Genomic DNA, 19,394 nt, shown 5'->3' with positions numbered 1-19,394 from the left:
TCACCCCTGCGCGGCCTCCTCCACCATCTGCCGGAACTTCTCCGGTGTCATCGTCTGGTCCTGGAAGATGTTCTTGCCGTCCAGCAGCACGGTCGGTGTGCCGCCGAAGCCGCCCTTCTGGAAGGCCTCGTTGGACTTCACGACCCAGCTGTTGTGCGTGCCCTTCTCGACACAGGTGCGGAAGGCGGGCGTGTCGAGGCCGTCGACCTTGGCGGCGAGGTCGAGGAGGGTGCTGTTCTTCGCGAAGGCGTCGTCGGTCTCGGGGGGCTGGTTCCGGTACAGCACGTCGTGGTACGCGGTGAACTTGCCGGCGTCCTGGGCGCAGGCCGCCGCGTTGGCCGCGTTGCGGGAGCCGGTGCCGCCCATGTTGCCGTCGATGAGGGTGGCCAGGCGGTACTCCACCCTCAGCTTCCCCGCGTCGGTCAGCTCGTGGATCGTCGAACGGTAGCGGTCCTCGAAGGACTTGCAGGCGGGGCAGCGGAAGTCCTCCCACACCGTGAGCGTGGACCCGGCGGTGTCCTTGCCGACCGGGATGGCGAGGGCGTCCTTGCCCTGGGCGCCGGAGGGCGCCACGACCGGGCCCGCGTTGTCGCTGCCGTCGTCCTTGCCGGCGTTCGCCGCGAGGACGCCGATGACCGCCGCGAGGCCCAGCACGCACACGACGCTCGCGGCGACGATCAGCGTCCGGCGCCGCCGCTCCCCGGCCTTCTGCTTCTCGCGCTCGACCGCCAGCCGCTCCCGGGCGGTGCGCTTCCCATCACGATTCTTCTCGCTCACACCCCCAGAACGAACCGGGGAGGCGCAGCGCGCCTCCCCGGTCACAGGTCCACCCGTTCGGGTGAGTGAGGGAACGTGTACGGCCAGGCCCGTCACACCTGCCGGCGCACGCCCTCCGCCAGCTCGCCGGCGAGCGCGCGCACCGCGTCGAGTCCGGCCGCGGCGTCCGGCGCGTCCAGCATCCGCTTCACGAAGGCCGAGCCGACGATCACGCCGTCGGCGAAGCCGGCGACCTCGGCGGCCTGACCGGCGTCGGAGACGCCGAGACCGACGCAGACGGGCAGGTCGGTGCCGGTGGCCCGGGTGCGCTCGACCAGGCCCTGGGCCTGCGCGCCCACCGACGCGCGGGTGCCGGTGACACCCATCAGCGAGGCGGCGTAGACGAAGCCGCTGCCCGCCGCGGTGATCTGCGCGAGCCGCTCGTCCTTGCTGCTGGGCGCCACGACGAAGATCGTCGCCAGGCCGTGCTTCTCGGCGTGCTCCCTCCACAGCGCCGACTCCTGCACCGGCAGGTCGGGCAGGATCGCCCCGGCCCCGCCCGCCTCCGCGAGCTCGGCCGTGAACCGCTCGACGCCGTAGCGGTCGATGGGGTTCCAGTACGTCATGACGAGGACCGGCTTGCCGGTGGCCGCGTGCGCCTCGCGGACCGTGCGCATGACGTCGGCGATCCGCACACCGCCGCGCAGGGCGATGTCGTCGGCGGTCTGGATGACCGGGCCGTCGAGGACGGGGTCGCTGTGCGGCAGGCCCACCTCGACGACGTCGGCGCCGCCGTCCAGGACGGCCTTGATCGCCTCGATCCCGCCGTCCACGGTGGGGAAGCCGGCCGGGAGGTAGGCGATGAGGGCGGCGCGCCCCTCGGCCCTGGCGGCGGCGAGGGTGTCCGACAGCAGCTGCACGTTCCCGCTCACTTGGCGTCCCCCTCGATCTCGGCGGTGTCGGCCGCGTCGGCGGCGACCTCGGCGTCGGTGTCGTACAGGCCGAAGTAACGGGCGGCCGTGTCCATGTCCTTGTCGCCGCGGCCGGACAGGTTGACCACGATCAGCCCGTCCGGACCCAGCTCCTTGCCGACCTCCAGGGCGCCGGCCAGCGCGTGGGCGCTCTCGATGGCCGGGATGATGCCCTCGGTGCGCGACAGCAGGCGCAGCGCCTGCATGGCCGCGTCGTCGGTGACGGCGCGGTACTCGCCGCGGCCGGAGTCCTTGAGGTAGGAGTGCTCCGGGCCGATGCCCGGGTAGTCCAGACCGGCCGAGATGGAGTAGGGCTCGGTGATCTGGCCCTCGTCGTCCTGCAGGACGTAGGACCGGGAGCCGTGCAGGATGCCGGGCTCGCCGGCGGTCAGGGTGGCCGCGTGCTCGCCGGTCTCGACGCCGTGCCCGGCCGGCTCGCAGCCGATCAGGCGGACCGAGGCGTCCGGGATGAAGGCGTGGAAGAGGCCGATGGCGTTGGAGCCGCCGCCGACGCAGGCGATCGCGGCGTCGGGCAGGCGTCCGGCGCGCTCCAGGAGCTGGCGGCGGGCCTCGACGCCGATCACCCGGTGGAAGTCGCGGACCATGGCCGGGAAGGGGTGGGGGCCGGCGACCGTGCCGAACAGGTAGTGGGTGTGGTCGACGTTGGCCACCCAGTCGCGGAAGGCCTCGTTGATGGCGTCCTTCAGGGTGCGGCTGCCGGACTTCACCGCGACGACCTCGGCGCCGAGCATGCGCATGCGGGCCACGTTGAGCGCCTGGCGCTGCGTGTCGATCTCGCCCATGTAGATCGTGCAGTCCAGGCCGAACAGGGCGCAGGCGGTGGCCGTGGCGACGCCGTGCTGGCCGGCGCCGGTCTCGGCGATCACGCGGGTCTTGCCCATGCGCCGGGTGAGCAGCGCCTGGCCCAGCACGTTGTTGATCTTGTGGGAGCCGGTGTGGTTGAGGTCCTCGCGCTTGAGGAACACGCGGGCGCCGCCGGCGTGCTCGGCGAAGCGGGGGACCTCGGTGAGGGAGCTGGGGCGGCCGGTGTAGTGGACCAGCAGGTCGTCGAGTTCGCGGGCGAACTCGGGGTCGTGCTTGGCCTTGTCGTACTCGACGGCGACCTCGTCGACGGCGGCGACGAGGGCCTCCGGGATGAACTTGCCGCCGAAGGCGCCGAAGTAGCCCTCGGCTGTGGGGACCTGACCCTCCGGGTCGGGGATGAAGAACTCGCTGGGCATGCGGATACCTCACGGTGAGTGTGTGGAAGGGAACACGAATCGCCGTGGGGGACGGGAGTGGCCGGACGGCCTCAGGCCGTCCGTGGCCGGTCGCGTTCGCGCGGCGGCAGCCGCACGCCGGACAGGGCCCCGTACCCCTGGCGGGCCGGCTCCTGCCATCGCATGCCGTTCACCTGCCCCGGTTCGTCCCCGATGACGTACCGCACCCGACGGCCGTGCACGCGCCGGGCCGGCGCGCGGCAGCCACGGGGACGGCAGCCGCGCGCCAGGCGGGCGTACCGGTCCGTGGTCGTCACGGGGGTGGTCGGAGTCATCGGGGTCAGCCTAGCGAAGGATCAGCCGCGGCCGTGCCGGAGTGCCGGGTGCTCGCCCGCCGCCACCAGGTCGGCGACCGCGGTCTTGGGGTCGCGTCCCGTCACCAGGGACTCGCCGACCAGGACCGCGTCGGCGCCGGCGTTGGCGTACGCGATGAGGTCGTGCGGGCCGCGGACGCCGGACTCGGCGACCTTGACGAGGTGGGCGGGGATCTCGGGGGCGACCCGCTCGAAGGTGCCCCGGTCGACCTCCAGGGTCTTGAGGTTGCGCGCGTTGACGCCGATCACCTTCGCGCCCGCGTCCACCGCGCGCTCGGCCTCCTCCTCGTCGTGCACCTCGACGAGCGGGGTGAGCCCGATGGAGACGGCGCGCTCGATCAGCGACTCCAGGGCCGGCTGGTCGAGGGCGGCGACGATCAGCAGCGCGAGGTCGGCGCCGTACGCGCGGGCCTCCCACAGCTGGTAGGAGGTGACGATGAAGTCCTTGCGCAGCACGGGGATGTCCACGCGCGCGCGGACCGCCTCGAGGTCGGCGAGGGAGCCGCCGAAGCGGCGCTGTTCGGTGAGGACGGAGATGACGGCCGCGCCGCCCGCCTCGTAGTCGGCGGCCAGTCCGGCCGGGTCGGCGATCGCGGCCAGCGCGCCCTTGGAGGGGCTCGAGCGCTTGACCTCGCAGATCACCTTGACGCCGGAGCCCTTCAGCGCGGCGACCCCGTCCTTGGCGGCGGGAGCCTTCGCCGCGCGCTCCTTGAGCTCGTCGAGGCTGACGCGCGCCTGCCGCTCCGCGAGGTCGGCACGGACTCCGTCGATGATCTCGTCGAGCACACTCACGCGAGCGGCCCCCTTCCAGACGGTTGGCGGTTGCGGAGACCGGTGGAAACCGGGTCACTGCGATGGTATCCGGAGGACGGCGAAGGCCTCACATCCGGTGGACGCCGGTCCCACCACCCGGACGTCCGCGCGGGGCTCAGGGGTGCAGCCAGTCGCCGAACGGCAGGTTCCGGACGACCGTGAAGACCAGCGCCGTCGCGCCCAGCGACCACAGGAGCGCCGGCGGCGGGTCCGGGCGCGCCGGCCGGCCGCGGGCGGCGCGGACCGCCCAGACGGTCCACAGCACGGCGAAGCCCAGGTAGCCGGCGACGGCGAGCGCGTTGGCGTGCAGGGCGGCGGCGAGGTCCCCGTGCGCGAAGGCGTGCGCGCTGCGCAGGCCGCCGCAGCCGGGGCAGTACAGGCCGGTGTACCGCAGGAGCGGGCAGACCGGGTAGTGGCCGGGCTCGTTGGGGTCGACGGCCCCGACGTACGCGAAGGCCCCGGCGACGGCCGCGAGGAGGCCCGCGGGCACGGCCAGCCGTCCCAGGGCGGTCCCCGGGGTGGGCGGTGCCGCGCCGCTGCTGTGGGGGTTCACGCCTCGCATTGTGCCCCGCGGGGGCTCCGCGCGCGCGTGAGGGGCGGCCGGTGCGTCACCGGCCGCCCCTCACGCGCGCGTACGGGTCTCAGCCCTCGGCGCCCGCCGGCTGGGGCGAGGGTGACACCCGGTGCACGGGGTGGACGTTCTTCGGCTGACCCAGGCCCATCGACCGCATGACCAGGCCGACGACACCGCCGAGCGCCACGATCACCATGCCGGCCCAGAAGCCGAGCGGCTCGGCCATGACCATGAACGCGCCCGCGACGCAGAAACCGATGAAGGCGATGATGACACCGGTCCAGGCGGCCGGGGTGTGTCCGTGGCTGCTGCCCGCCATGACTTGCTCCTCGTTGCTGTCTGTGTTTCGCACGTGCTGCACGTGTCCGAGCCGGAGGCTCCGCACCATTGTCCCGTACGCGCACGCGCACCGGGGGCGGGGGTGGGTTTCCGGGACGTCTGTTTCACCACACCCGGGGTCCGGGCCGTGACGGCACGGCACCGGACCGTGACCGCCGTCAGGCGGGGTCCGCGCCCGTGGGGTCCTCGCCCCGGTCCAGGGCCTTCCACATCTCCTCGGGCCGGTCCGGGTCGGCGGCCTGCGCCCTGCGCCGGGGGCGGGGGGCGCCGCCGCGCTCGTAGCGGCCGGACATGCCGGGCCACAGGCGCCCGTAGCGCAGGGCCAGCAGGCCCGCCAGGAGGATCAGGGCGCCGCCCGCCGCCGCGGCGTACGGCCAGGCGGTGTGGGTGAGCGAGGCGACGGCGGCGGAGGTGTCGCCGGTGGCCTGGGCCGCCTTCTCGTCGAGCGCGGAACTGTCGGAGGCGCCGGACAGGGAGGCGACGACGATGCCGGCGCCGGAGAGCGCGAGCAGCGCGGACACCGCGAGGCGGCCCGCCCCGCGGACGGCGAAGACGGCGACGAGCGCGGCGAGGCCCACTATGGCGAGCGCCGCGGGGACGCCGGTGACGTCGCTTCCCTTGGCGGTCAGGGGGAAGGCGCCGCCCGCCACCGTCGCCGTGCCCTCCGACCAGCGCTGCCGGGTCGCGAGCAGGGCCACGGCCGCGCCCAGCGCGCCGGACACCAGGGCGAGGGCGAGGCTGCGGCGGCCGGACCGGGCGGGGGCGGCGGCTTCGGGACGGGGGTGAGGTACGGCAGTCACGTACTCCACTATCGCCTGAACCCCGGGCGAACCCTCACCCGGGGTTCCGTGAGAAGCGCCCCATTCGCCGGCGAAGCGTCCTACGCGCCCAGCCGGTTGGCGGTGTGCACCGCGCGCAGCACGGCCGCCGCCTTGTTGCGGCACTCCTGGTCCTCGGCGACCGGGTCGGAGTCGGCGACGATGCCGGCGCCGGCCTGGACGTAGGCGGTGCCGTCGCGCAGCAGGGCGGTGCGGATGGCGATGGCGGTGTCGGAGTCGCCGGCGAAGTCGAGGTAGCCGACGCAGCCGCCGTACAGGCCGCGGCGGGACGGTTCGAGTTCGTCGATGATCTGCAGGGCGCGGGGCTTGGGGGCGCCGGAGAGGGTGCCCGCGGGGAAGCAGGCGGTGAGGACGTCGAAGGCCGTGCGGCCCGGCGCGACCCTGCCGGTGACGGTCGAGACGATGTGCATGACGTGCGAGTACCGCTCGACGGACATGAAGTCGACGACCTCGACCGAGCCGGGTTCGCAGACCCGCCCGAGGTCGTTGCGGCCGAGGTCGACGAGCATGAGGTGCTCGGCGCGCTCCTTGGGGTCGGCGAGCAGTTCGTCGGCGAGGGCCTGGTCCTCCTGCGGGGTGGCGCCGCGGTGCCGGGTGCCGGCGATGGGGTGGACCATGGCCCGCCCGTCCTCGACCTTGACCAGGGCCTCCGGGGAGGAGCCCACGACGTCGAAGCCGTCGAAGCGGAACAGGTACATGTACGGGGAGGGGTTGGTGGCCCTGAGGACCCGGTAGACGTCCAGGGCGCTCGCGGTGCACGGCGTCTCGAAGCGCTGGGAGGGGACGACCTGGAAGGCCTCGCCCGCGCGGATGCGCTCCTTGATGTCCTCGACGGCCGCCCGGAAGTCGGGGCCGCCCCACAGCGCGGTGTACTCGGGCAGCTCGGAGGGCGGCAGGACGGCCGGGGGCTGGGCCACCGGGCGGGAGAGGTCGGCCTCCATGGCGTCGAGGCGGGCGACCGCGTCGGCGTGCGCCTCGTCGACGCCGGTGTCGAGGTCGTTGTGGTTGATCGCGTTGGCGATCAGCAGGACGGAGCCCTCCCAGTGGTCCATGACGGCGAGGTCGCTGGTGAGGAGCATGGTCAGCTCGGGCAGTCCCAGGTCGTCGCGTTCGCCGGGGCCGATCTTCTCCAGGCGGCGCACGATGTCGTAGCCGAGGTAGCCGACCATGCCGCCGGTGAAGGGCGGCAGGCCCTCCTGGTGGGGGGTGTGCAGGGCCTCGATGGTGGCGCGCAGGGCGGCGAGCGGGTCGCCGTCCGTGGGGACGCCGACGGGCGGGGCGCCGAGCCAGTGCGCCCGGCCGTCGCGGGCCGTCAGGGTCGCCGCCGACCGCACGCCGACGAAGGAGTACCGGGACCACGAGCGGCCGTTCTCCGCGGATTCCAGCAGGAAGGTGCCGGGGCGTTCGGCGGCGAGCTTGCGGTAGAGCGCGACCGGGGTGTCGCCGTCGGCGAGGAGTTTGCGGGTGACCGGGATGACACGGCGGTCGGTGGCCAGCTTGCGGAACGTCTCGAGGTCCATGGCGGCTGACCTTACTGATCCGGGGCGGTGGGACCGGAATCGGCGCCGCCGGGGTTGTCCGCGAGGAGCACGTCGACGTCGAAGCAGGTGCGGGCGCCGGTGTGGCAGGCGGCGCCGACCTGGTCGACCTTGACCAGCACGGTGTCGGCGTCGCAGTCGAGGGCGACGGACTTGACCCACTGGACGTGGCCGGAGGTGTCGCCCTTGACCCAGTACTCGCGGCGGCTGCGCGACCAGTAGGTGCAGCGGCCGGTGGTGAGGGTGCGGTGCAGCGCCTCGTCGTCCATCCAGCCGAGCATGAGCACCTCACCGGTGTCGTACTGCTGGGCGATGGCGGGGACGAGCCCGTCGGGGCTGCGCTTGAGGCGCGCGGCGATCTCCGGGTCGAGGCGACCGGGGGGAGAACCGTGGTGCGGGGCGGCCTCCCGGGGGACGGTGGTGGGGTGACGGACGGGCTGGGGCGTGCTGGTCATGGGTGCCATTGTGCCGCGCGGGCCGGGGCGGCCCGGCCGACCGTCCACTGTCCGGACCTCCGGGACGGCCGTAGGCTGACGCCATGTCGACTTTCGCCAGGCGTGAACGACTCCTGCTCGCCGACCTCTTGGAAGCCGTCGGCCCCGAGGCCCCGACCCTCTGCGAGGGCTGGCGGACCCGTGACCTGGCCGCGCACGTGGTGGTGCGCGAGCGCCGGCCGGACGCCGCGGGAGGTCTTCTGATCAAGCAGCTCGCGTCCCGCCTCGACAAGGCGATGGAGGAGTTCGCCGCCAAGCCGTACGAGGAGCTGCTCCAGCTGATCCGCACCGGTCCGCCACGTTTCTCGCCGTTCCAGCTCAAGCAGATCGACGAGGCGTCGAACACGGTCGAGTTCTACGTGCACACCGAGGACGTGCGCCGCGCCCGGCCCGGCTGGACGCCCCGCGAGCTGGACCCGGTGTTCCAGGACGCCCTGTGGTCCCGGCTGGAGCGCATCGCCCGCCTGATGGGCCGCGGCGCGCCGACCGGTCTGGTGCTGCGCCGCCCGGACGGCCGTACGGTGGTCGCCAACCGCGGCACCCCGGTCGTGACGGCGACCGGCGAGGCGTCGGAGCTGCTGCTGTTCCTCCACGGCCGGCAGGACGCCGCCCGGGTGGAGCTGGCCGGCGACGAGGACGCGATCGAGAAGCTGCACGCCGGCAAACAGCTCGGGTTCTGAGGGAACAGACCATGATCAAGGTAGCCATGACCAGCGTGTACGTCGACGACGTCGCCAAGGCCCACGCCTTCTACACCGACGTCCTGGGCTTCGAGACGCGGATGTACAGGGATCTCGGGGACGGCACGCTGTTCGTGACCGTGGGCGCGCCCGAGGGGGCCCAGCCGGATCTCCAGCTGCTGCTGGAGCCGGGCCACGGCCCGATCGCGGAGTCGTACCGCAAGGCCCTGCGGGTGGCGGGGCTGCCCTGCATCGTCTTCTCCGTCGACGACATCGCGGCCGAGTACGAACGGCTGAGCGGGCTCGGGGTGGAGTTCCCCCGGAGCCCGCGGGAGCAGGGGCCGGTGATCGCGGCGGTCCTCGACGACACGGTCGGGAACTACGTGCAGCTGGCGCAGGAGAAGAAGTAGGTCACCGGGGTGGTCGGGCCCGGCGCGGGTCGCGCGCGGCCAGGACGACGACGCCGCTGGGGCCGCGCGCCGTCGCGCCGCCTCCCGGAGCGCTGCCCCGGGAGGCGGCGGGAGGATCCGTCCGGCTCACCGCACCGGGTGGCCCGCCCCCCGGAGCTCCTGCTTGACCTCGTCGATCCGCAGGTCCCCGAAGTGGAAGACGGAGGCGGCCAGGACGGCGTCCGCGCCCGCCTCGACGGCCGGGGGGAAGTCCACGAGCCTGCCGGCGCCGCCGGAGGCGATCACCGGGATCGTCACGTGTTTGCGGACGGCCCTGATCATCTCCAGGTCGTAGCCGTCCTTGGTGCCGTCGGCGTCCATCGAGTTCAGCAGGATCTCGCCGGCGCCCAGTTCGGCCGCCCGGTGCGCCCATTCGACGGCGTCGATGCCGGTGCCGCGCCGGCCGCCGTGGGTGGTCACCTCGAAGGATCCCGACTCCGTGCGCCGTGCGTCCACCGAGAGCACCAGCACCTGGCTGCCGAAGCGCTCGGCGATCTCCTTGATCAGCTCCGGGCGGGCGATGGCGGCCGTGTTGACGCCCACCTTGTCGGCGCCGGCCCGCAGCAGCTTGTCGACGTCCTCGGGGGTGCGCACCCCGCCGCCGACGGTCAGCGGGATGAACACCTGCTCGGCGGTGCGGCGGACCACGTCGTAGGTGGTCTCGCGGTCGCCGGACGAGGCGGTGATGTCCAGGAACGTCAGCTCGTCGGCGCCCTCGGCGTCGTACACCTTGGCCATCTCGACGGGGTCGCCCGCGTCGCGCAGGTTCTGGAAGTTGACGCCCTTGACGACCCGGCCGTTGTCCACGTCCAGGCAGGGGATGACTCGGACCGCCAGGGTCATGGCTTCACGGCTCCTCTGAATGCTTCCAATTCCACTGAGACCAGGACGCGCGGGTCGATGAAACCCTCCACGACCAGCAGGGTCGCGGCCGGGCGCACGGCGTCGAACAGCTCCTTGTGGGCCCGGCCCACCGCGTCGACGTCCCGTGAATGCGCCAGGTGCATCCGGGTCCTGACCACCGACTCGGGGCCCAGCCCGAACTCGGCGATCGCCTCGAGGGCGCCGGCGAAGGCCACCTTGGCCTGCTCGTACGGGTCGCCCTCCCCGTACAGCACCCGGCCCCTGAAGGCCGTGGTGCCCGCCACCAGCACCATGTCGCCCGCCGCCACGGCGCGTGCGAAACCGAGAGTGTCTTCCCAGGGATTCCCGCTCTGTACGCGCCGTACGGCTTCGGACGTCATGACGACACAGCCTCCAGGGCCTCTTCCAGGGTGAACGCCTTCGCGTACAGGGCCTTCCCGACGATGGCGCCCTCGACACCGAGGGGCACCAGTCCGGCGATGGCCCGCAGGTCGTCGAGGGACGACACGCCGCCGGAGGCCACGACCGGGCGGTCGGTCGCCGCGCAGACGTTCCTCAGCAGCTCCAGGTTGGGGCCCTGGAGGGTGCCGTCCTTGGCGATGTCGGTCACCACGTAGCGGGCGCACCCCTCCTTGTCCAGACGCTCCAGCGTCTCGTAGAGGTCGCCGCCGTCGCGGGTCCAGCCGCGGCCGCGCAGGGTCGTGCCGCGCACGTCCAGGCCGACGGCGATCTTGTCGCCGTGCTCGGCGATGACCTCGGCGACCCACTCCGGGGTCTCCAGGGCGGCCGTGCCGAGGTTGACCCGGGTGCAGCCGGTGGCCAGCGCGGCGGCGAGGGTGTCGTCGTCGCGGATGCCGCCGGACAGCTCCACCTTGATGTCCATCGCCTTGGCGACCTCGGCGATCAGCGCGCGGTTGTCGCCGGTGCCGAACGCGGCGTCCAGGTCGACCAGGTGCAGCCACTCGGCGCCCGCCCGTTGCCAGGCGAGGGCGGCCTCCAGCGGGGAGCCGTAGGAGGTCTCGGTGCCGGACTCGCCGTGCACGAGACGGACGGCCTGGCCGTCGCGGACGTCGACGGCGGGGAGGAGTTCGAGCTTGCTCACAGGCTTCCGATCCAGTTGGTGAGGAGCTGGGCTCCGGCGTCGCCGGACTTCTCGGGGTGGAACTGCGTCGCCCACAGGGCGCCGTTCTCCACGGCGGCCACGAACGGCTTGCCGTGCGTCGACCACGTCACCTTGGGGGCGTGCATCGTCGGGTTGTGCACTTCCAGGGACCAGTCGTGGACCGCGTAGGAGTGCACGAAGTAGAAGCGCGCGTCCGGCTCCAGGCCGGCGAAGAGCTCGGAGTCGGCCGGGGCGTCGACGGTGTTCCAGCCCATGTGCGGGACGATCTCGGCCTGGAGCGGCTCCACCGCGCCGGGCCACTCGTCGAGCCCCTCGGTCTCCACGCCGTGCTCGATGCCGCGCGCGAACAGGATCTGCATGCCGACGCAGATGCCCATCACCGGACGGCCGCCGGACAGCCGGCGGTCGATGATCCAGTCCCCGCGCGCGTCCCTCAGGCCCTTCATGCAGGCGGCGAAGGCGCCGACGCCCGGCACCAGCAGCCCGTCGGCGTTCATCGCCTTGTCGAAGTCACGGGTGATCTCGACGTCGGCCCCGGTGCGCGCGAGGGCGCGCTCGGCGGAGCGGACGTTGCCGAAGCCGTAGTCGAAGACCACGACCTTCTTGGATGCGGTGCTCAATTCCACACCTCCAGCCGCAGGACGCCCGCGACGAGGCACATCGCGGCGCCGATGGAGAGCAGGACGATCAGGCTGGCCGGCATCTTCTGCTTGACGAAGGAGATGATGCCGCCGACCAGGAAGAGACCGACGACGATCAGGACGGTCGAGAGTCCGGTCATGGCTTTACAGCGCGCCCTTCGTGGACGGGAGGATGCCCGCCGCGCGCGGGTCGCGCTCGGAGGCGTACCGCAGGGCCCGGGCCAGCGCCTTGAACTGGCACTCGACGATGTGGTGCGCGTTGCGCCCGTAGGGCACGTGCACGTGCAGCGCGATCTGGGCCTGGGCGACGAAGGACTCCAGGATGTGCCGCGTCATCGTGGTGTCGTACTCGCCGATCATCGGCGCCATGTTCTCGGGCTCGGTGTGCACGAGGTAGGGGCGGCCGGACAGGTCGACGGTGACCTGGGCGAGGGACTCGTCCAGCGGGACCGTGCAGTTGCCGAAGCGGTAGATGCCGATCTTGTCGCCGAGGGCCTGCTTGAAGGCGGCGCCCAGGGCGAGGGCGGTGTCCTCGATGGTGTGGTGCGAGTCGATGTGCAGGTCGCCCTCGGTCTTGACGGTGAGGTCGAACAGACCGTGCCGGCCGAGCTGGTCGAGCATGTGGTCGTAGAAGCCGACGCCCGTCGACACGTCGACCTTGCCGGACCCGTCGAGGTCGATCTCGACGAGGACCGAGGTCTCCTTGGTCACGCGCTCCACGCGTCCCACGCGGTTCATGCGTTCTGCTCCTTCTTCAGTTCACGGACCGCGTCGAGGAACGCGTCGTTCTCTTCGGGGGTGCCGGCGGTGACCCGCAGCCATCCGGGCACGCCGTTGTCCCGGACCAGGACGCCCCGGTCGAGGATCTTCCGCCACACGGCGTGGGCGTCGGCGAACCGCCCGAACTGCACGAAGTTGGCGTCCGAGGCGGTCACCTCGTAGCCGGCCGCGAGCAGCTCGGCGACCAGCCGGTCCCGCTCCGCCTTCAGCTGTTCGACGTACTTCAGCAGCGTGTCGGTGTGCTCCAGGGCGGCGAGCGCGGTCGCCTGCGTCACGGCCGACAGGTGGTACGGCAGCCGGACGAGCTGCACCGCGTCCACCACCGCCGGGTGCGCGGCGAGGTAGCCGAGGCGGAGCCCCGCCGCGCCGAAGGCCTTCGACATCGTCCGCGAGACGACGAGATTCGGCCGACCTTCGAGCAGGGGCAGCAGCGAGTCGCCGTGGCTGAACTCGATGTAGGCCTCGTCCACGATCACCATCGACGGCTTGGCCGCCTGCGCCGCCTCGTACAGCGCGAGGACCGTCTCGGGCGGCACCGCGGTGCCCGTGGGGTTGTTGGGAGTGGTGATGAAGACGACGTCCGGCCGGTTCCCGGCGATCGCCTTCTTCGCGGCGGCGAGGTCGATCGTGAAGTCGTCGTTGCGGGGGCCGGAGATCCAGCCGGTGCCCGTGCCCCGCGCGATGAGCCCGTGCATCGAGTACGACGGCTCGAAGCCGATCGCCGTGCGGCCCGGGCCGCCGAAGGTCTGCAGGAGCTGCTGGATGACCTCGTTGGAGCCGTTCGCCGCCCAGACGTTGGCCAGGGCGACCTCGTGGCCGGACGTGTCGGTGAGGTACCGGGCGAGCCGGGTGCGCAGCTCGACCGCGTCCCGGTCCGGGTAGCGGTTGAGGTCGCGGGCCGCCTCGCGCACCCGCTGCGTGATCCGCTCGACCAGCGGCTCGGGCAGCGGGTAGGGGTTCTCGTTGGTGTTCAGCCGTACGGGGACGTCCAGCTGGGGCGCTCCGTAGGGGGACTTGCCGCGCAGCTCGTCCCGTACGGGGAGGTCGTCGATTCCGAAGTTCACTTGCTCGCCGGTACCTTCCAGCCGAACCTTGCCTTGATCGCCGCGCCGTGCGCGGGCAGGTCCTCCGCCTCCGCCAGCGTCACCACGTGGTGCGCCACCTCGGCCAGCGCGTCCTTCGTGTAGTCGACGATGTGGATGCCGCGCAGGAAGGACTGGACCGACAGGCCCGAGGAGTGGCAGGCGCAGCCGCCGGTGGGCAGGACGTGGTTGGACCCGGCCGCGTAGTCGCCCAGCGACACCGGCGCCCAGGGCCCGATGAAGACGGCGCCGGCGTTCCGCACCCGGTCGGCCACGGCCGCGGCGTCGGCCGTCTGGATCTCCAGGTGTTCGGCGCCGTACGCGTCGACCACCCTGAGGCCCTCGTCGATGCCGTCGACGAGCACGATCGCGGACTGCCTGCCCTTGAGGGCGGGGACGATCCGGTCGTCGATGTGCTTGGTGGCCGCGACCTGCGGCTCCAGCTCCCTCTCGACCGCGTCCGCCAGCTCGACGGAGTCGGTGACCAGCACCGCGGCGGCCAGCGGGTCGTGCTCGGCCTGGCTGATCAGGTCGGAGGCGACGTGCACCGGGTCGGCCGTGGAGTCCGCGAGGACCGCGATCTCGGTGGGGCCGGCCTCGGCGTCGATGCCGATCTTGCCGGTGTAGTAGCGCTTGGCGGCGGCGACCCAGATGTTGCCGGGGCCGGTGACCATGTCGGCGGGCGCGCAGGACTCGGTGCCGTGCGCGAACATCGCGACGGCGGTCGCGCCGCCGGCCGCGTACACCTCGTCGACGCCGAGCAGGGCGCACGCGGCGAGGATCGTCGGGTGCGGCAGGCCGCCGAACTCGGCCTGGGCCGGGGAGGCGAGCGCGATCGACTCGACGCCGGCCTCCTGGGCCGGGACGACGTTCATGACGACGGAGGACGGGTAGACCGACCGGCCGCCCGGCGCGTAGAGGCCGACCCGGTCGACCGGCACCCACTTCTCGGTCACCGAGCCGCCGGGGACGACCTGGGTCGTGTGGGTCGTACGGCGCTGCTCGCGGTGGACGAGACGGGCGCGGCGGATGGACTCCTCCAGGGCCGCGCGCACGGCCGGGTCGAGCTCCGCGAGGGCCTCGTCGAGCGCCTCGGCGGGCACCCGCACCTGGTCGAGCCGGACGCCGTCGAACTTCTCGGCGAAGTCGATCAGCGCCGCGTCGCCCCGATGATGCACGGCCTCGCAGATCGGACGCACCTTCTCCAGGGCGGCCGAGACGTCGAAGTCGGCTCGGGGCAGCAGGTCGCGCAGGGCGGGGCCCTCGGGAAGGGCGTCGCCGCGCAGATCGATTCGGGAGATCACAGGGCCAATTCTCGCAGACCGGCGCCGAAGCCGGTTCGCGCGTATCAATGGCTGATACAGAACGTGGCCGAATCCGGAAGATCCCCTTCACCGTTAGCGTTCGGGGCGTCACTCAGCGGGCATGAACGGGTGTGCGAAACGCCTGGGCACGACGGGCACGAGGAGGACCGAACAGCGTGACGGACGGGGCCGGCTCGCACGCCGGGGACCTGCCGGACGACCTGACCGCGGCCGAGGCCGGCATGTGGCAGGCCTTCCGCAACGGCACCGTGTACGACCTGAGCAGCGGGGACACGGTCGTCGACGATCCGCACGGCGGGCATCCGTGGGGCGAGGCGCGGACCGTGCGGGCGCGGACCGTGGCCCGGCTGCTGCTGCACGGACCGCCCGCGCTCGCGGGCCGGGTGGCCTCGCTGAAACTGGTCGGCGTGCAGATCAGCGGCACGCTCGACCTGGCGGGCGGCACGGTGGAGCCGTACGTCGAGCTGCAGCGCTGCCGGTTCGAGCGGGAGGTGCTGCTGCCGGAGGCGCGGGTGACGACCGTGCGGATGGTGGACTGCTCGGTGCCTCGCCTGGAGGCGGCCCGGCTCCAGACGGAGGGCGACCTGCACCTGCCCCGCTGCCGCTTCCACAACGGCGTCCGGCTCACCGACGCGCACATCGGCACCGACCTGATGCTCAACCAGGCGATCGTCTACCGGGACCGCACCGGGCGCTCGATCACCGCCGACGGACTGAGCGTCGGCCAGGACCTCCAGGCCGAGCTGCTGGAGTCGCACGGCGAGCTGCGGCTGCGCAGCGCCAAGATCGGCGTCTCGCTGAGCCTGCGCGGGGCCCGGCTGGCCAACCCGTACACGCGGTTCGCGCTGAACGCCCCCCAGCTCACGGTGGAGCGCTCCCTGTACCTGACCCCGGCGGGCGTCGGCGGCCAGGCGGTCAGCGGTACGACGCCCGCGCGCGGGACGCGGATCCAGCGCTTCGAGTGCCGGGGCGGGGTGCGGCTGGACGACGGGCGGTTCGGGGACGCCGTCGACCTGGAGCGGGCCCGGTTCGCCCTCACCGACGAGCAGGAGCTCTCGCTGCGCCGGGTGCAGACGCCGGAGCTGCGCTTCCTCGGGGAGAGGCCGCAGCGCGGCAGGGTGGTGCTGTCGGGGGCGCGGGTGGTCAACCTGGTGGACCGGGCGAGCGCCTGGCCGGGCCCCGGCAGCCTGCACATGGGGGGCTTCACGTACGAGAACCTGGTGCCGCAGGGACCGTTCTCGCTGGCGGAGCGGCTGGAGTGGGTGGCCGCCGCGACCGCCGAGTACAACCCGGAGCCGTACGAGCGGCTGGCGGCGGTGCTGCGGGAGGGCGGGGAGGACGAGGACGCCCGCGAGGTGCTGCTGGCCAAGCAGCGCCGGCGCCGCGAGACCCTGCCGCCGGCCGCGAAGCTGTGGGGGTACGCGCAGGACTGGACGGTCGCCTACGGGTACCGGCCGGGACGGGCCGCGGTGTGGATGGCGGTGCTGTGGGCGGCGAGCTCGCTGGCCTTCGCGCACGCCGACCATCCGCCCGTCGACCGTGAGGGGCATCCGCCCTGGAACCCCGCCCTCTTCGCCCTGGACCTCCTGCTGCCGGTGATCGACCTGGGGCAGGCCGGCCAGTGGCGGCTGCAGGGGGGCTGGCAGTGGCTGCAGGCGGCGATGATCCTGCTGGGCTGGATCCTGGCGACGACGGTGGCGGCGGGGGCGACACGGCTGCTGCGGCGCGGCTGACGGAGGCCGGCCCGGCCGACGGGACCGCCACGCTGCCGCGGCACGGCTGGCGGGGACCGGTGCGGCTGCCGGATCCCGGCCGGTGCCGGGCCGAACGGCTGCCGCGGCGCGGCCGGTGCCGGGCCGGACGGCTGCCGCGGCGCGGCCGGTGCCGGGCCGGACGGCTGCCGCGGCGCGGCCGGTGCCGGGCCGGACGGCTGCCGCGGCGCGGCCGGTGCCGGAGGCCCCGGTTCCACCGCGCGCGGCCGGCGCCGGAGAGGGGCGCTCAGCCGGCCGACAGATGAACGACAGTCACCTTTTACTCTCCTTTGACTTCGCGCCGTACAACTTTCCACGGGTTGGCGTCGCCCTCTGGCGCATCGCCGACCCGCCCCTTTTCAATGGCAAAACCATGGCTCTGCTGCCCCCCTTCATCCGGGCCCCCAGGACGGTCACGTCCCGGCGGGCGCGGACCGCCGCCCCGCACCCCGTCGCAGGGCTCCCGGCCGACGACGAGGTCCTCCTCGACGTGCCCGACGACCGCCTCGGACCCGCGCTGGTCGCGGCCGGGCGGGGCGCGTACGAGGCCGCCGCGGAACTCCTGGCCGGCACCCGCGAACGGGCCGAATGGGAGTACCGCGACCGGTACGCCACCCGCCTGGCGTCCTTTGCGGACGCGAGACCCGAGTGGTTCCAGGAGTGGCGCGCCGCCGCGCCGCGCGACCCGGACGTGCTGCTGGTCGGCGCCCAGCTCGCGGTGGACCGGGCCTGGCGCTCGCCCGCCCGGACCGAGCTGCTGCGCGAGGTCAGCCCGCTGATCACGGCCGCCGCGCAGAGCGACGTCCGCGACCCGGTGCCGTGGCGGATCGCGCTGGACCACGCGCGCGGGGCCGGCGCCGGGCACAAGTACTTCGGCGAGCTGTGGGAGGCGGCGGTCCGCCGCGCCCCGCACCACTACGGCTGCCACGTCGCCGCCAAGCGCTACCTCGCCGAGTCCTGGCACGGCTCCCACCGCGAGTGCTTCGACTTCGCCGACCGGGCCGCGCAGGACGCCCCGGAGGGTTCGCTCGTGCAGGCGCTGCCGGTGCGGGCGGCCTTCGCCTACCTCACCGACGGCTGCGGACCCGAGGTGCCCCGCGAGCGGCTCGACGCGGCCGCCGACCGGGCGATCGGCCTCTCCGCCCGCTTCCCGGCGGCCGATCCGTGGCCCGCCGAGATCCGCAACCTGCTGACGTACGTCCTGGTCCGCCTCGCCCGCCGCGAGGACGCCCTCGCCCAGCTGCGGCTGATCGGCCCGTACGCCACCTCCTTCCCCTGGGGACGGCTGTCGGACGACCCGCTGGGACACTTCCTGGCGGTGCGCGAGAGCGTGTGCTCGGGACTCGCCGCGCAGCCCGCGGAGCATCCGCGAAGTGGGCACGGGGGACGCCCGCACCCCCGGGACCACTAGGCTCTTGGGCCGTGACCACCGTCCGGCTGCCGCTCTTCCCCCTGAACTCCGCGCTGTTCCCGGGGCTCGTGCTCCCGCTCAACGTCTTCGAGGAGCGCTATCGCGCCCTGATGCGCGATCTGCTCAAGACCCCCGAGGACGAACCACGCCGGTTCGCCGTCGTGGCGATCCGCGACGGCCACGAGGTGGCGCCCAGCGCACCGGGCATGCCCGACCCGACGGCGCTGCCCGAGCGCGGGCCGGCGGCCGGGTTCGGCACCGACCCGGCCAAGGCCTTCCACGGGGTCGGGTGCATCGCCGACGCGGCGACGATCCGGGAGCGGGCCGACGGCACCTTCGAGGTGCTGGCGACCGGCACGACCCGGGTGCGGCTGCTGTCGGTGGACGCGTCGGGTCCGTACCTGACGGCGGAGCTGCAGGAGCTGCCGGAGGAGCCGGGCGACGAGGCGGGCGCGCTCGCGGAGGGCGTGCTGCGGGCCTTCCGCCAGTACCAGAAGCGGCTCGCGGGCGCCCGGGAACGCTCCCTGACGACCGGGGCGGACCTGCCGGACGAGCCGTCCGTGGTGTCGTACCTGGTGGCGGCCGCGATGATGCTCGACACCCCCACCAAGCAGCGGCTGCTCCAGGCGCCGGACACCGCCTCCCGGCTGCGCGACGAGCTGAAACTGCTGCGCGCGGAGACGGCGATCCTCCGTAGCCTGCCCTCGCTGCCCGCGGCGGACCTGACCCGCGGGCCGACGAGTCTCAACTGACGAGTTCCACCCACGTCACCCAGAAGGCCCGAATGGCGAAGAAGTCGAAGAAGCAGCAGCAGTCCGGCGGCACGCCCGCGACGGTGACCCTGACCTCGGCGGGGGTGGACTTCACGGTCCACGCCTACGACCACGACCCCGGTCACCCCTCCTACGGCGAGGAGGCGGCCGAGGCGATGGGCGTCTCCCCCGACCGGGTCTTCAAGACCCTGGTCGCGGACGTCGACGGCACGCTCACGGTGGCCGTGGTCCCGGTCGCCGGCACCCTGGACCTGAAGGCCCTCGCGTCGGCGGTGGGCGGCAAGCGCGCGGCCATGGCGGACCCGGCCCTGGCGGAACGCACCACGGGCTACGTCCGCGGCGGCATCTCCCCGCTGGGCCAGCGCAAGAAGCTGCCCACGGTCCTCGACGACTCCGCGAACGCGCACGCCACCATCTGCGTCTCGGCGGGCCGGCGCGGGCTGGAGGTCGAACTCTCCCCCACCGACCTCACCCGCCTCACGGAAGCGGTGCTGGCGCCCATCGGGCGCGCGTGACCCCTCGACGTCGGTCCCTTCGCAGCACGGACGCCGACCGGCCCGGGTGGCGGGGCCGGCCCGGGTCACGGCGGCCGACCGG

The 19,394-nt window shown here is 73.4% G+C and carries 24 protein-coding genes; 6 read left to right on the top strand and 18 right to left on the bottom strand.

Annotated elements, in window-relative coordinates; genetic code table 11:
• The 10 genes from ACH4F6_RS35175 to hisI all read right to left on the bottom strand — a co-directional run bounded on the left by ACH4F6_RS35175 (position 1) and on the right by hisI (position 7,879).
• Positions 1 to 777 carry a DsbA family protein gene (locus ACH4F6_RS35175; RefSeq protein WP_397964448.1) on the bottom strand — a complete coding sequence of 259 codons (777 nt, stop codon included), beginning with the start codon at positions 775 to 777 and terminating at the stop codon, positions 1 to 3.
• Positions 778 to 869: 92 nt separating this feature from the next.
• On the bottom strand, positions 870 to 1,688 hold the full coding sequence (gene trpA / locus ACH4F6_RS35170; protein WP_397964447.1) for a tryptophan synthase subunit alpha: 819 nt from the start codon (positions 1,686 to 1,688) through the stop codon (positions 870 to 872).
• Positions 1,685 to 2,968, bottom strand: a complete 1,284-nt coding sequence (gene trpB / locus ACH4F6_RS35165) for a tryptophan synthase subunit beta (RefSeq protein WP_397964446.1) — start codon at positions 2,966 to 2,968, stop codon at positions 1,685 to 1,687. The genes trpA and trpB overlap by 4 nt, the downstream gene beginning before the upstream one ends.
• A gap of 71 nt (positions 2,969 to 3,039) precedes the next feature.
• A complete protein-coding gene (trpM, locus tag ACH4F6_RS35160; protein WP_397964445.1) occupies positions 3,040 to 3,282 on the bottom strand; it encodes a tryptophan biosynthesis modulator TrpM in 243 nt (80 codons plus the stop codon).
• Positions 3,283 to 3,303: 21 nt separating this feature from the next.
• Positions 3,304 to 4,113 carry an indole-3-glycerol phosphate synthase TrpC gene (gene trpC / locus ACH4F6_RS35155; RefSeq protein ID WP_397964444.1) on the bottom strand — a complete coding sequence of 270 codons (810 nt, stop codon included), beginning with the start codon at positions 4,111 to 4,113 and terminating at the stop codon, positions 3,304 to 3,306.
• Between the two features lie 136 nt (positions 4,114 to 4,249).
• Positions 4,250 to 4,696, bottom strand: a complete 447-nt coding sequence (locus ACH4F6_RS35150; RefSeq protein WP_397964443.1) for a DUF2752 domain-containing protein — start codon at positions 4,694 to 4,696, stop codon at positions 4,250 to 4,252.
• Between the two features lie 79 nt (positions 4,697 to 4,775).
• On the bottom strand, positions 4,776 to 5,027 hold the full coding sequence (locus ACH4F6_RS35145) for an HGxxPAAW family protein (RefSeq protein ID WP_397964442.1): 252 nt from the start codon (positions 5,025 to 5,027) through the stop codon (positions 4,776 to 4,778).
• A 178-nt stretch (positions 5,028 to 5,205) separates the two neighbouring features.
• A complete protein-coding gene (locus tag ACH4F6_RS35140; RefSeq protein ID WP_397964441.1) occupies positions 5,206 to 5,856 on the bottom strand; it encodes a TIGR02234 family membrane protein in 651 nt (216 codons plus the stop codon).
• Between the two features lie 71 nt (positions 5,857 to 5,927).
• Positions 5,928 to 7,406 (bottom strand): anthranilate synthase component I, encoded by a 1,479-nt coding sequence (locus ACH4F6_RS35135; RefSeq protein ID WP_397964440.1) that lies wholly within the window; start codon positions 7,404 to 7,406, stop codon positions 5,928 to 5,930.
• Between the two features lie 11 nt (positions 7,407 to 7,417).
• The gene (gene hisI, locus ACH4F6_RS35130; RefSeq protein WP_397964439.1) at positions 7,418 to 7,879 is read right to left on the bottom strand and encodes a phosphoribosyl-AMP cyclohydrolase; all 462 of its coding nucleotides are present in this window, start codon (positions 7,877 to 7,879) and stop codon (positions 7,418 to 7,420) included.
• An 83-nt stretch (positions 7,880 to 7,962) separates the two neighbouring features.
• Between hisI and ACH4F6_RS35125 the strand changes: the two genes are divergently transcribed.
• Together ACH4F6_RS35125 and ACH4F6_RS35120 are read left to right on the top strand one after the other, a co-directional pair.
• Positions 7,963 to 8,598 (top strand): TIGR03085 family metal-binding protein, encoded by a 636-nt coding sequence (locus ACH4F6_RS35125; RefSeq protein ID WP_397964438.1) that lies wholly within the window; start codon positions 7,963 to 7,965, stop codon positions 8,596 to 8,598.
• Between the two features lie 11 nt (positions 8,599 to 8,609).
• Positions 8,610 to 9,008 (top strand): VOC family protein, encoded by a 399-nt coding sequence (locus tag ACH4F6_RS35120; RefSeq protein WP_397964437.1) that lies wholly within the window; start codon positions 8,610 to 8,612, stop codon positions 9,006 to 9,008.
• A gap of 126 nt (positions 9,009 to 9,134) precedes the next feature.
• On the opposite strand, the gene hisF is transcribed toward ACH4F6_RS35120, so the two are convergent.
• Genes hisF through hisD form a run of 8 tightly spaced genes read right to left on the bottom strand, consistent with a single transcriptional unit; the run spans position 9,135 to position 14,841 of the window.
• Complete coding sequence (hisF, locus tag ACH4F6_RS35115; RefSeq protein ID WP_397964436.1) at positions 9,135 to 9,890, bottom strand: imidazole glycerol phosphate synthase subunit HisF; 756 nt, start codon at positions 9,888 to 9,890, stop codon at positions 9,135 to 9,137.
• Positions 9,887 to 10,291, bottom strand: a complete 405-nt coding sequence (locus ACH4F6_RS35110; protein WP_397964435.1) for a RidA family protein — start codon at positions 10,289 to 10,291, stop codon at positions 9,887 to 9,889. The genes hisF and ACH4F6_RS35110 overlap by 4 nt, the downstream gene beginning before the upstream one ends.
• Positions 10,288 to 11,013 (bottom strand): bifunctional 1-(5-phosphoribosyl)-5-((5-phosphoribosylamino)methylideneamino)imidazole-4-carboxamide isomerase/phosphoribosylanthranilate isomerase PriA, encoded by a 726-nt coding sequence (priA, locus tag ACH4F6_RS35105; protein ID WP_397964434.1) that lies wholly within the window; start codon positions 11,011 to 11,013, stop codon positions 10,288 to 10,290. The genes ACH4F6_RS35110 and priA overlap by 4 nt, the downstream gene beginning before the upstream one ends.
• The gene (gene hisH / locus ACH4F6_RS35100) at positions 11,010 to 11,660 is read right to left on the bottom strand and encodes an imidazole glycerol phosphate synthase subunit HisH (protein ID WP_397964433.1); all 651 of its coding nucleotides are present in this window, start codon (positions 11,658 to 11,660) and stop codon (positions 11,010 to 11,012) included. The genes priA and hisH overlap by 4 nt, the downstream gene beginning before the upstream one ends.
• Entirely contained in the window at positions 11,651 to 11,815 is a 165-nt protein-coding gene (locus ACH4F6_RS35095; RefSeq protein ID WP_397964432.1) for a hypothetical protein, read from the bottom strand. The genes hisH and ACH4F6_RS35095 overlap by 10 nt, the downstream gene beginning before the upstream one ends.
• A gap of 4 nt (positions 11,816 to 11,819) precedes the next feature.
• Positions 11,820 to 12,413: an imidazoleglycerol-phosphate dehydratase HisB gene (gene hisB / locus ACH4F6_RS35090; protein WP_397964431.1), complete on the bottom strand. Its 594-nt coding sequence runs from the start codon at positions 12,411 to 12,413 to the stop codon at positions 11,820 to 11,822.
• Positions 12,410 to 13,519, bottom strand: a complete 1,110-nt coding sequence (locus tag ACH4F6_RS35085) for a histidinol-phosphate transaminase (protein WP_397964430.1) — start codon at positions 13,517 to 13,519, stop codon at positions 12,410 to 12,412. The genes hisB and ACH4F6_RS35085 overlap by 4 nt, the downstream gene beginning before the upstream one ends.
• Positions 13,516 to 14,841, bottom strand: coding sequence for a histidinol dehydrogenase (hisD, locus tag ACH4F6_RS35080; RefSeq protein WP_397964429.1), 1,326 nt, complete (start codon positions 14,839 to 14,841; stop codon positions 13,516 to 13,518). The genes ACH4F6_RS35085 and hisD overlap by 4 nt, the downstream gene beginning before the upstream one ends.
• Positions 14,842 to 15,017: 176 nt before the next feature.
• Here hisD and ACH4F6_RS35075 point away from each other — a divergent pair, with 176 nt between their 5' ends.
• From ACH4F6_RS35075 to ybaK, 4 genes are all read left to right on the top strand, one after another.
• Complete coding sequence (locus ACH4F6_RS35075; RefSeq protein ID WP_397964428.1) at positions 15,018 to 16,595, top strand: oxidoreductase; 1,578 nt, start codon at positions 15,018 to 15,020, stop codon at positions 16,593 to 16,595.
• Between the two features lie 391 nt (positions 16,596 to 16,986).
• Entirely contained in the window at positions 16,987 to 18,024 is a 1,038-nt protein-coding gene (locus ACH4F6_RS35070) for a hypothetical protein (protein WP_397964427.1), read from the top strand.
• An 11-nt stretch (positions 18,025 to 18,035) separates the two neighbouring features.
• Positions 18,036 to 18,776: an LON peptidase substrate-binding domain-containing protein gene (locus ACH4F6_RS35065; RefSeq protein ID WP_397964426.1), complete on the top strand. Its 741-nt coding sequence runs from the start codon at positions 18,036 to 18,038 to the stop codon at positions 18,774 to 18,776.
• 32 nt (positions 18,777 to 18,808) lie between these two features.
• Complete coding sequence (ybaK, locus tag ACH4F6_RS35060; protein ID WP_397964425.1) at positions 18,809 to 19,312, top strand: Cys-tRNA(Pro) deacylase; 504 nt, start codon at positions 18,809 to 18,811, stop codon at positions 19,310 to 19,312.
• Positions 19,313 to 19,394 lie beyond the last annotated feature (82 nt).

This window comes from Streptomyces sp. NPDC017936, assembly GCF_044328485.1.
Lineage (GTDB): Bacteria > Actinomycetota > Actinomycetes > Streptomycetales > Streptomycetaceae > Streptomyces.
Note: the sequence above shows the minus strand (reverse complement) of the source record. Positions and strands in the feature narration are given on the sequence as shown.

What these genes read in the sequence shown, in the direction of transcription:
- trpB (WP_397964446.1), bottom strand. Translation starts at nt 2,968, where the DNA reads ATGCCCAGCGAGTTCTTCATCCCCGACCCGGAGGGTCAGGTCCCCACA.
- trpM (WP_397964445.1), bottom strand. Translation starts at nt 3,282, where the DNA reads ATGACTCCGACCACCCCCGTGACGACCACGGACCGGTACGCCCGCCTG.
- ACH4F6_RS35150 (WP_397964443.1), bottom strand. Translation starts at nt 4,696, where the DNA reads ATGCGAGGCGTGAACCCCCACAGCAGCGGCGCGGCACCGCCCACCCCG.
- ACH4F6_RS35145 (WP_397964442.1), bottom strand. Translation starts at nt 5,027, where the DNA reads ATGGCGGGCAGCAGCCACGGACACACCCCGGCCGCCTGGACCGGTGTC.
- ACH4F6_RS35135 (WP_397964440.1), bottom strand. Translation starts at nt 7,406, where the DNA reads ATGGACCTCGAGACGTTCCGCAAGCTGGCCACCGACCGCCGTGTCATC.
- hisI (WP_397964439.1), bottom strand. Translation starts at nt 7,879, where the DNA reads ATGACCAGCACGCCCCAGCCCGTCCGTCACCCCACCACCGTCCCCCGG.
- ACH4F6_RS35125 (WP_397964438.1), top strand. Translation starts at nt 7,963, where the DNA reads ATGTCGACTTTCGCCAGGCGTGAACGACTCCTGCTCGCCGACCTCTTG.
- ACH4F6_RS35120 (WP_397964437.1), top strand. Translation starts at nt 8,610, where the DNA reads ATGATCAAGGTAGCCATGACCAGCGTGTACGTCGACGACGTCGCCAAG.
- hisF (WP_397964436.1), bottom strand. Translation starts at nt 9,890, where the DNA reads ATGACCCTGGCGGTCCGAGTCATCCCCTGCCTGGACGTGGACAACGGC.
- ACH4F6_RS35110 (WP_397964435.1), bottom strand. Translation starts at nt 10,291, where the DNA reads ATGACGTCCGAAGCCGTACGGCGCGTACAGAGCGGGAATCCCTGGGAA.
- ACH4F6_RS35095 (WP_397964432.1), bottom strand. Translation starts at nt 11,815, where the DNA reads ATGACCGGACTCTCGACCGTCCTGATCGTCGTCGGTCTCTTCCTGGTC.
- hisB (WP_397964431.1), bottom strand. Translation starts at nt 12,413, where the DNA reads ATGAACCGCGTGGGACGCGTGGAGCGCGTGACCAAGGAGACCTCGGTC.
- ACH4F6_RS35070 (WP_397964427.1), top strand. Translation starts at nt 16,987, where the DNA reads ATGGCTCTGCTGCCCCCCTTCATCCGGGCCCCCAGGACGGTCACGTCC.
- ybaK (WP_397964425.1), top strand. Translation starts at nt 18,809, where the DNA reads ATGGCGAAGAAGTCGAAGAAGCAGCAGCAGTCCGGCGGCACGCCCGCG.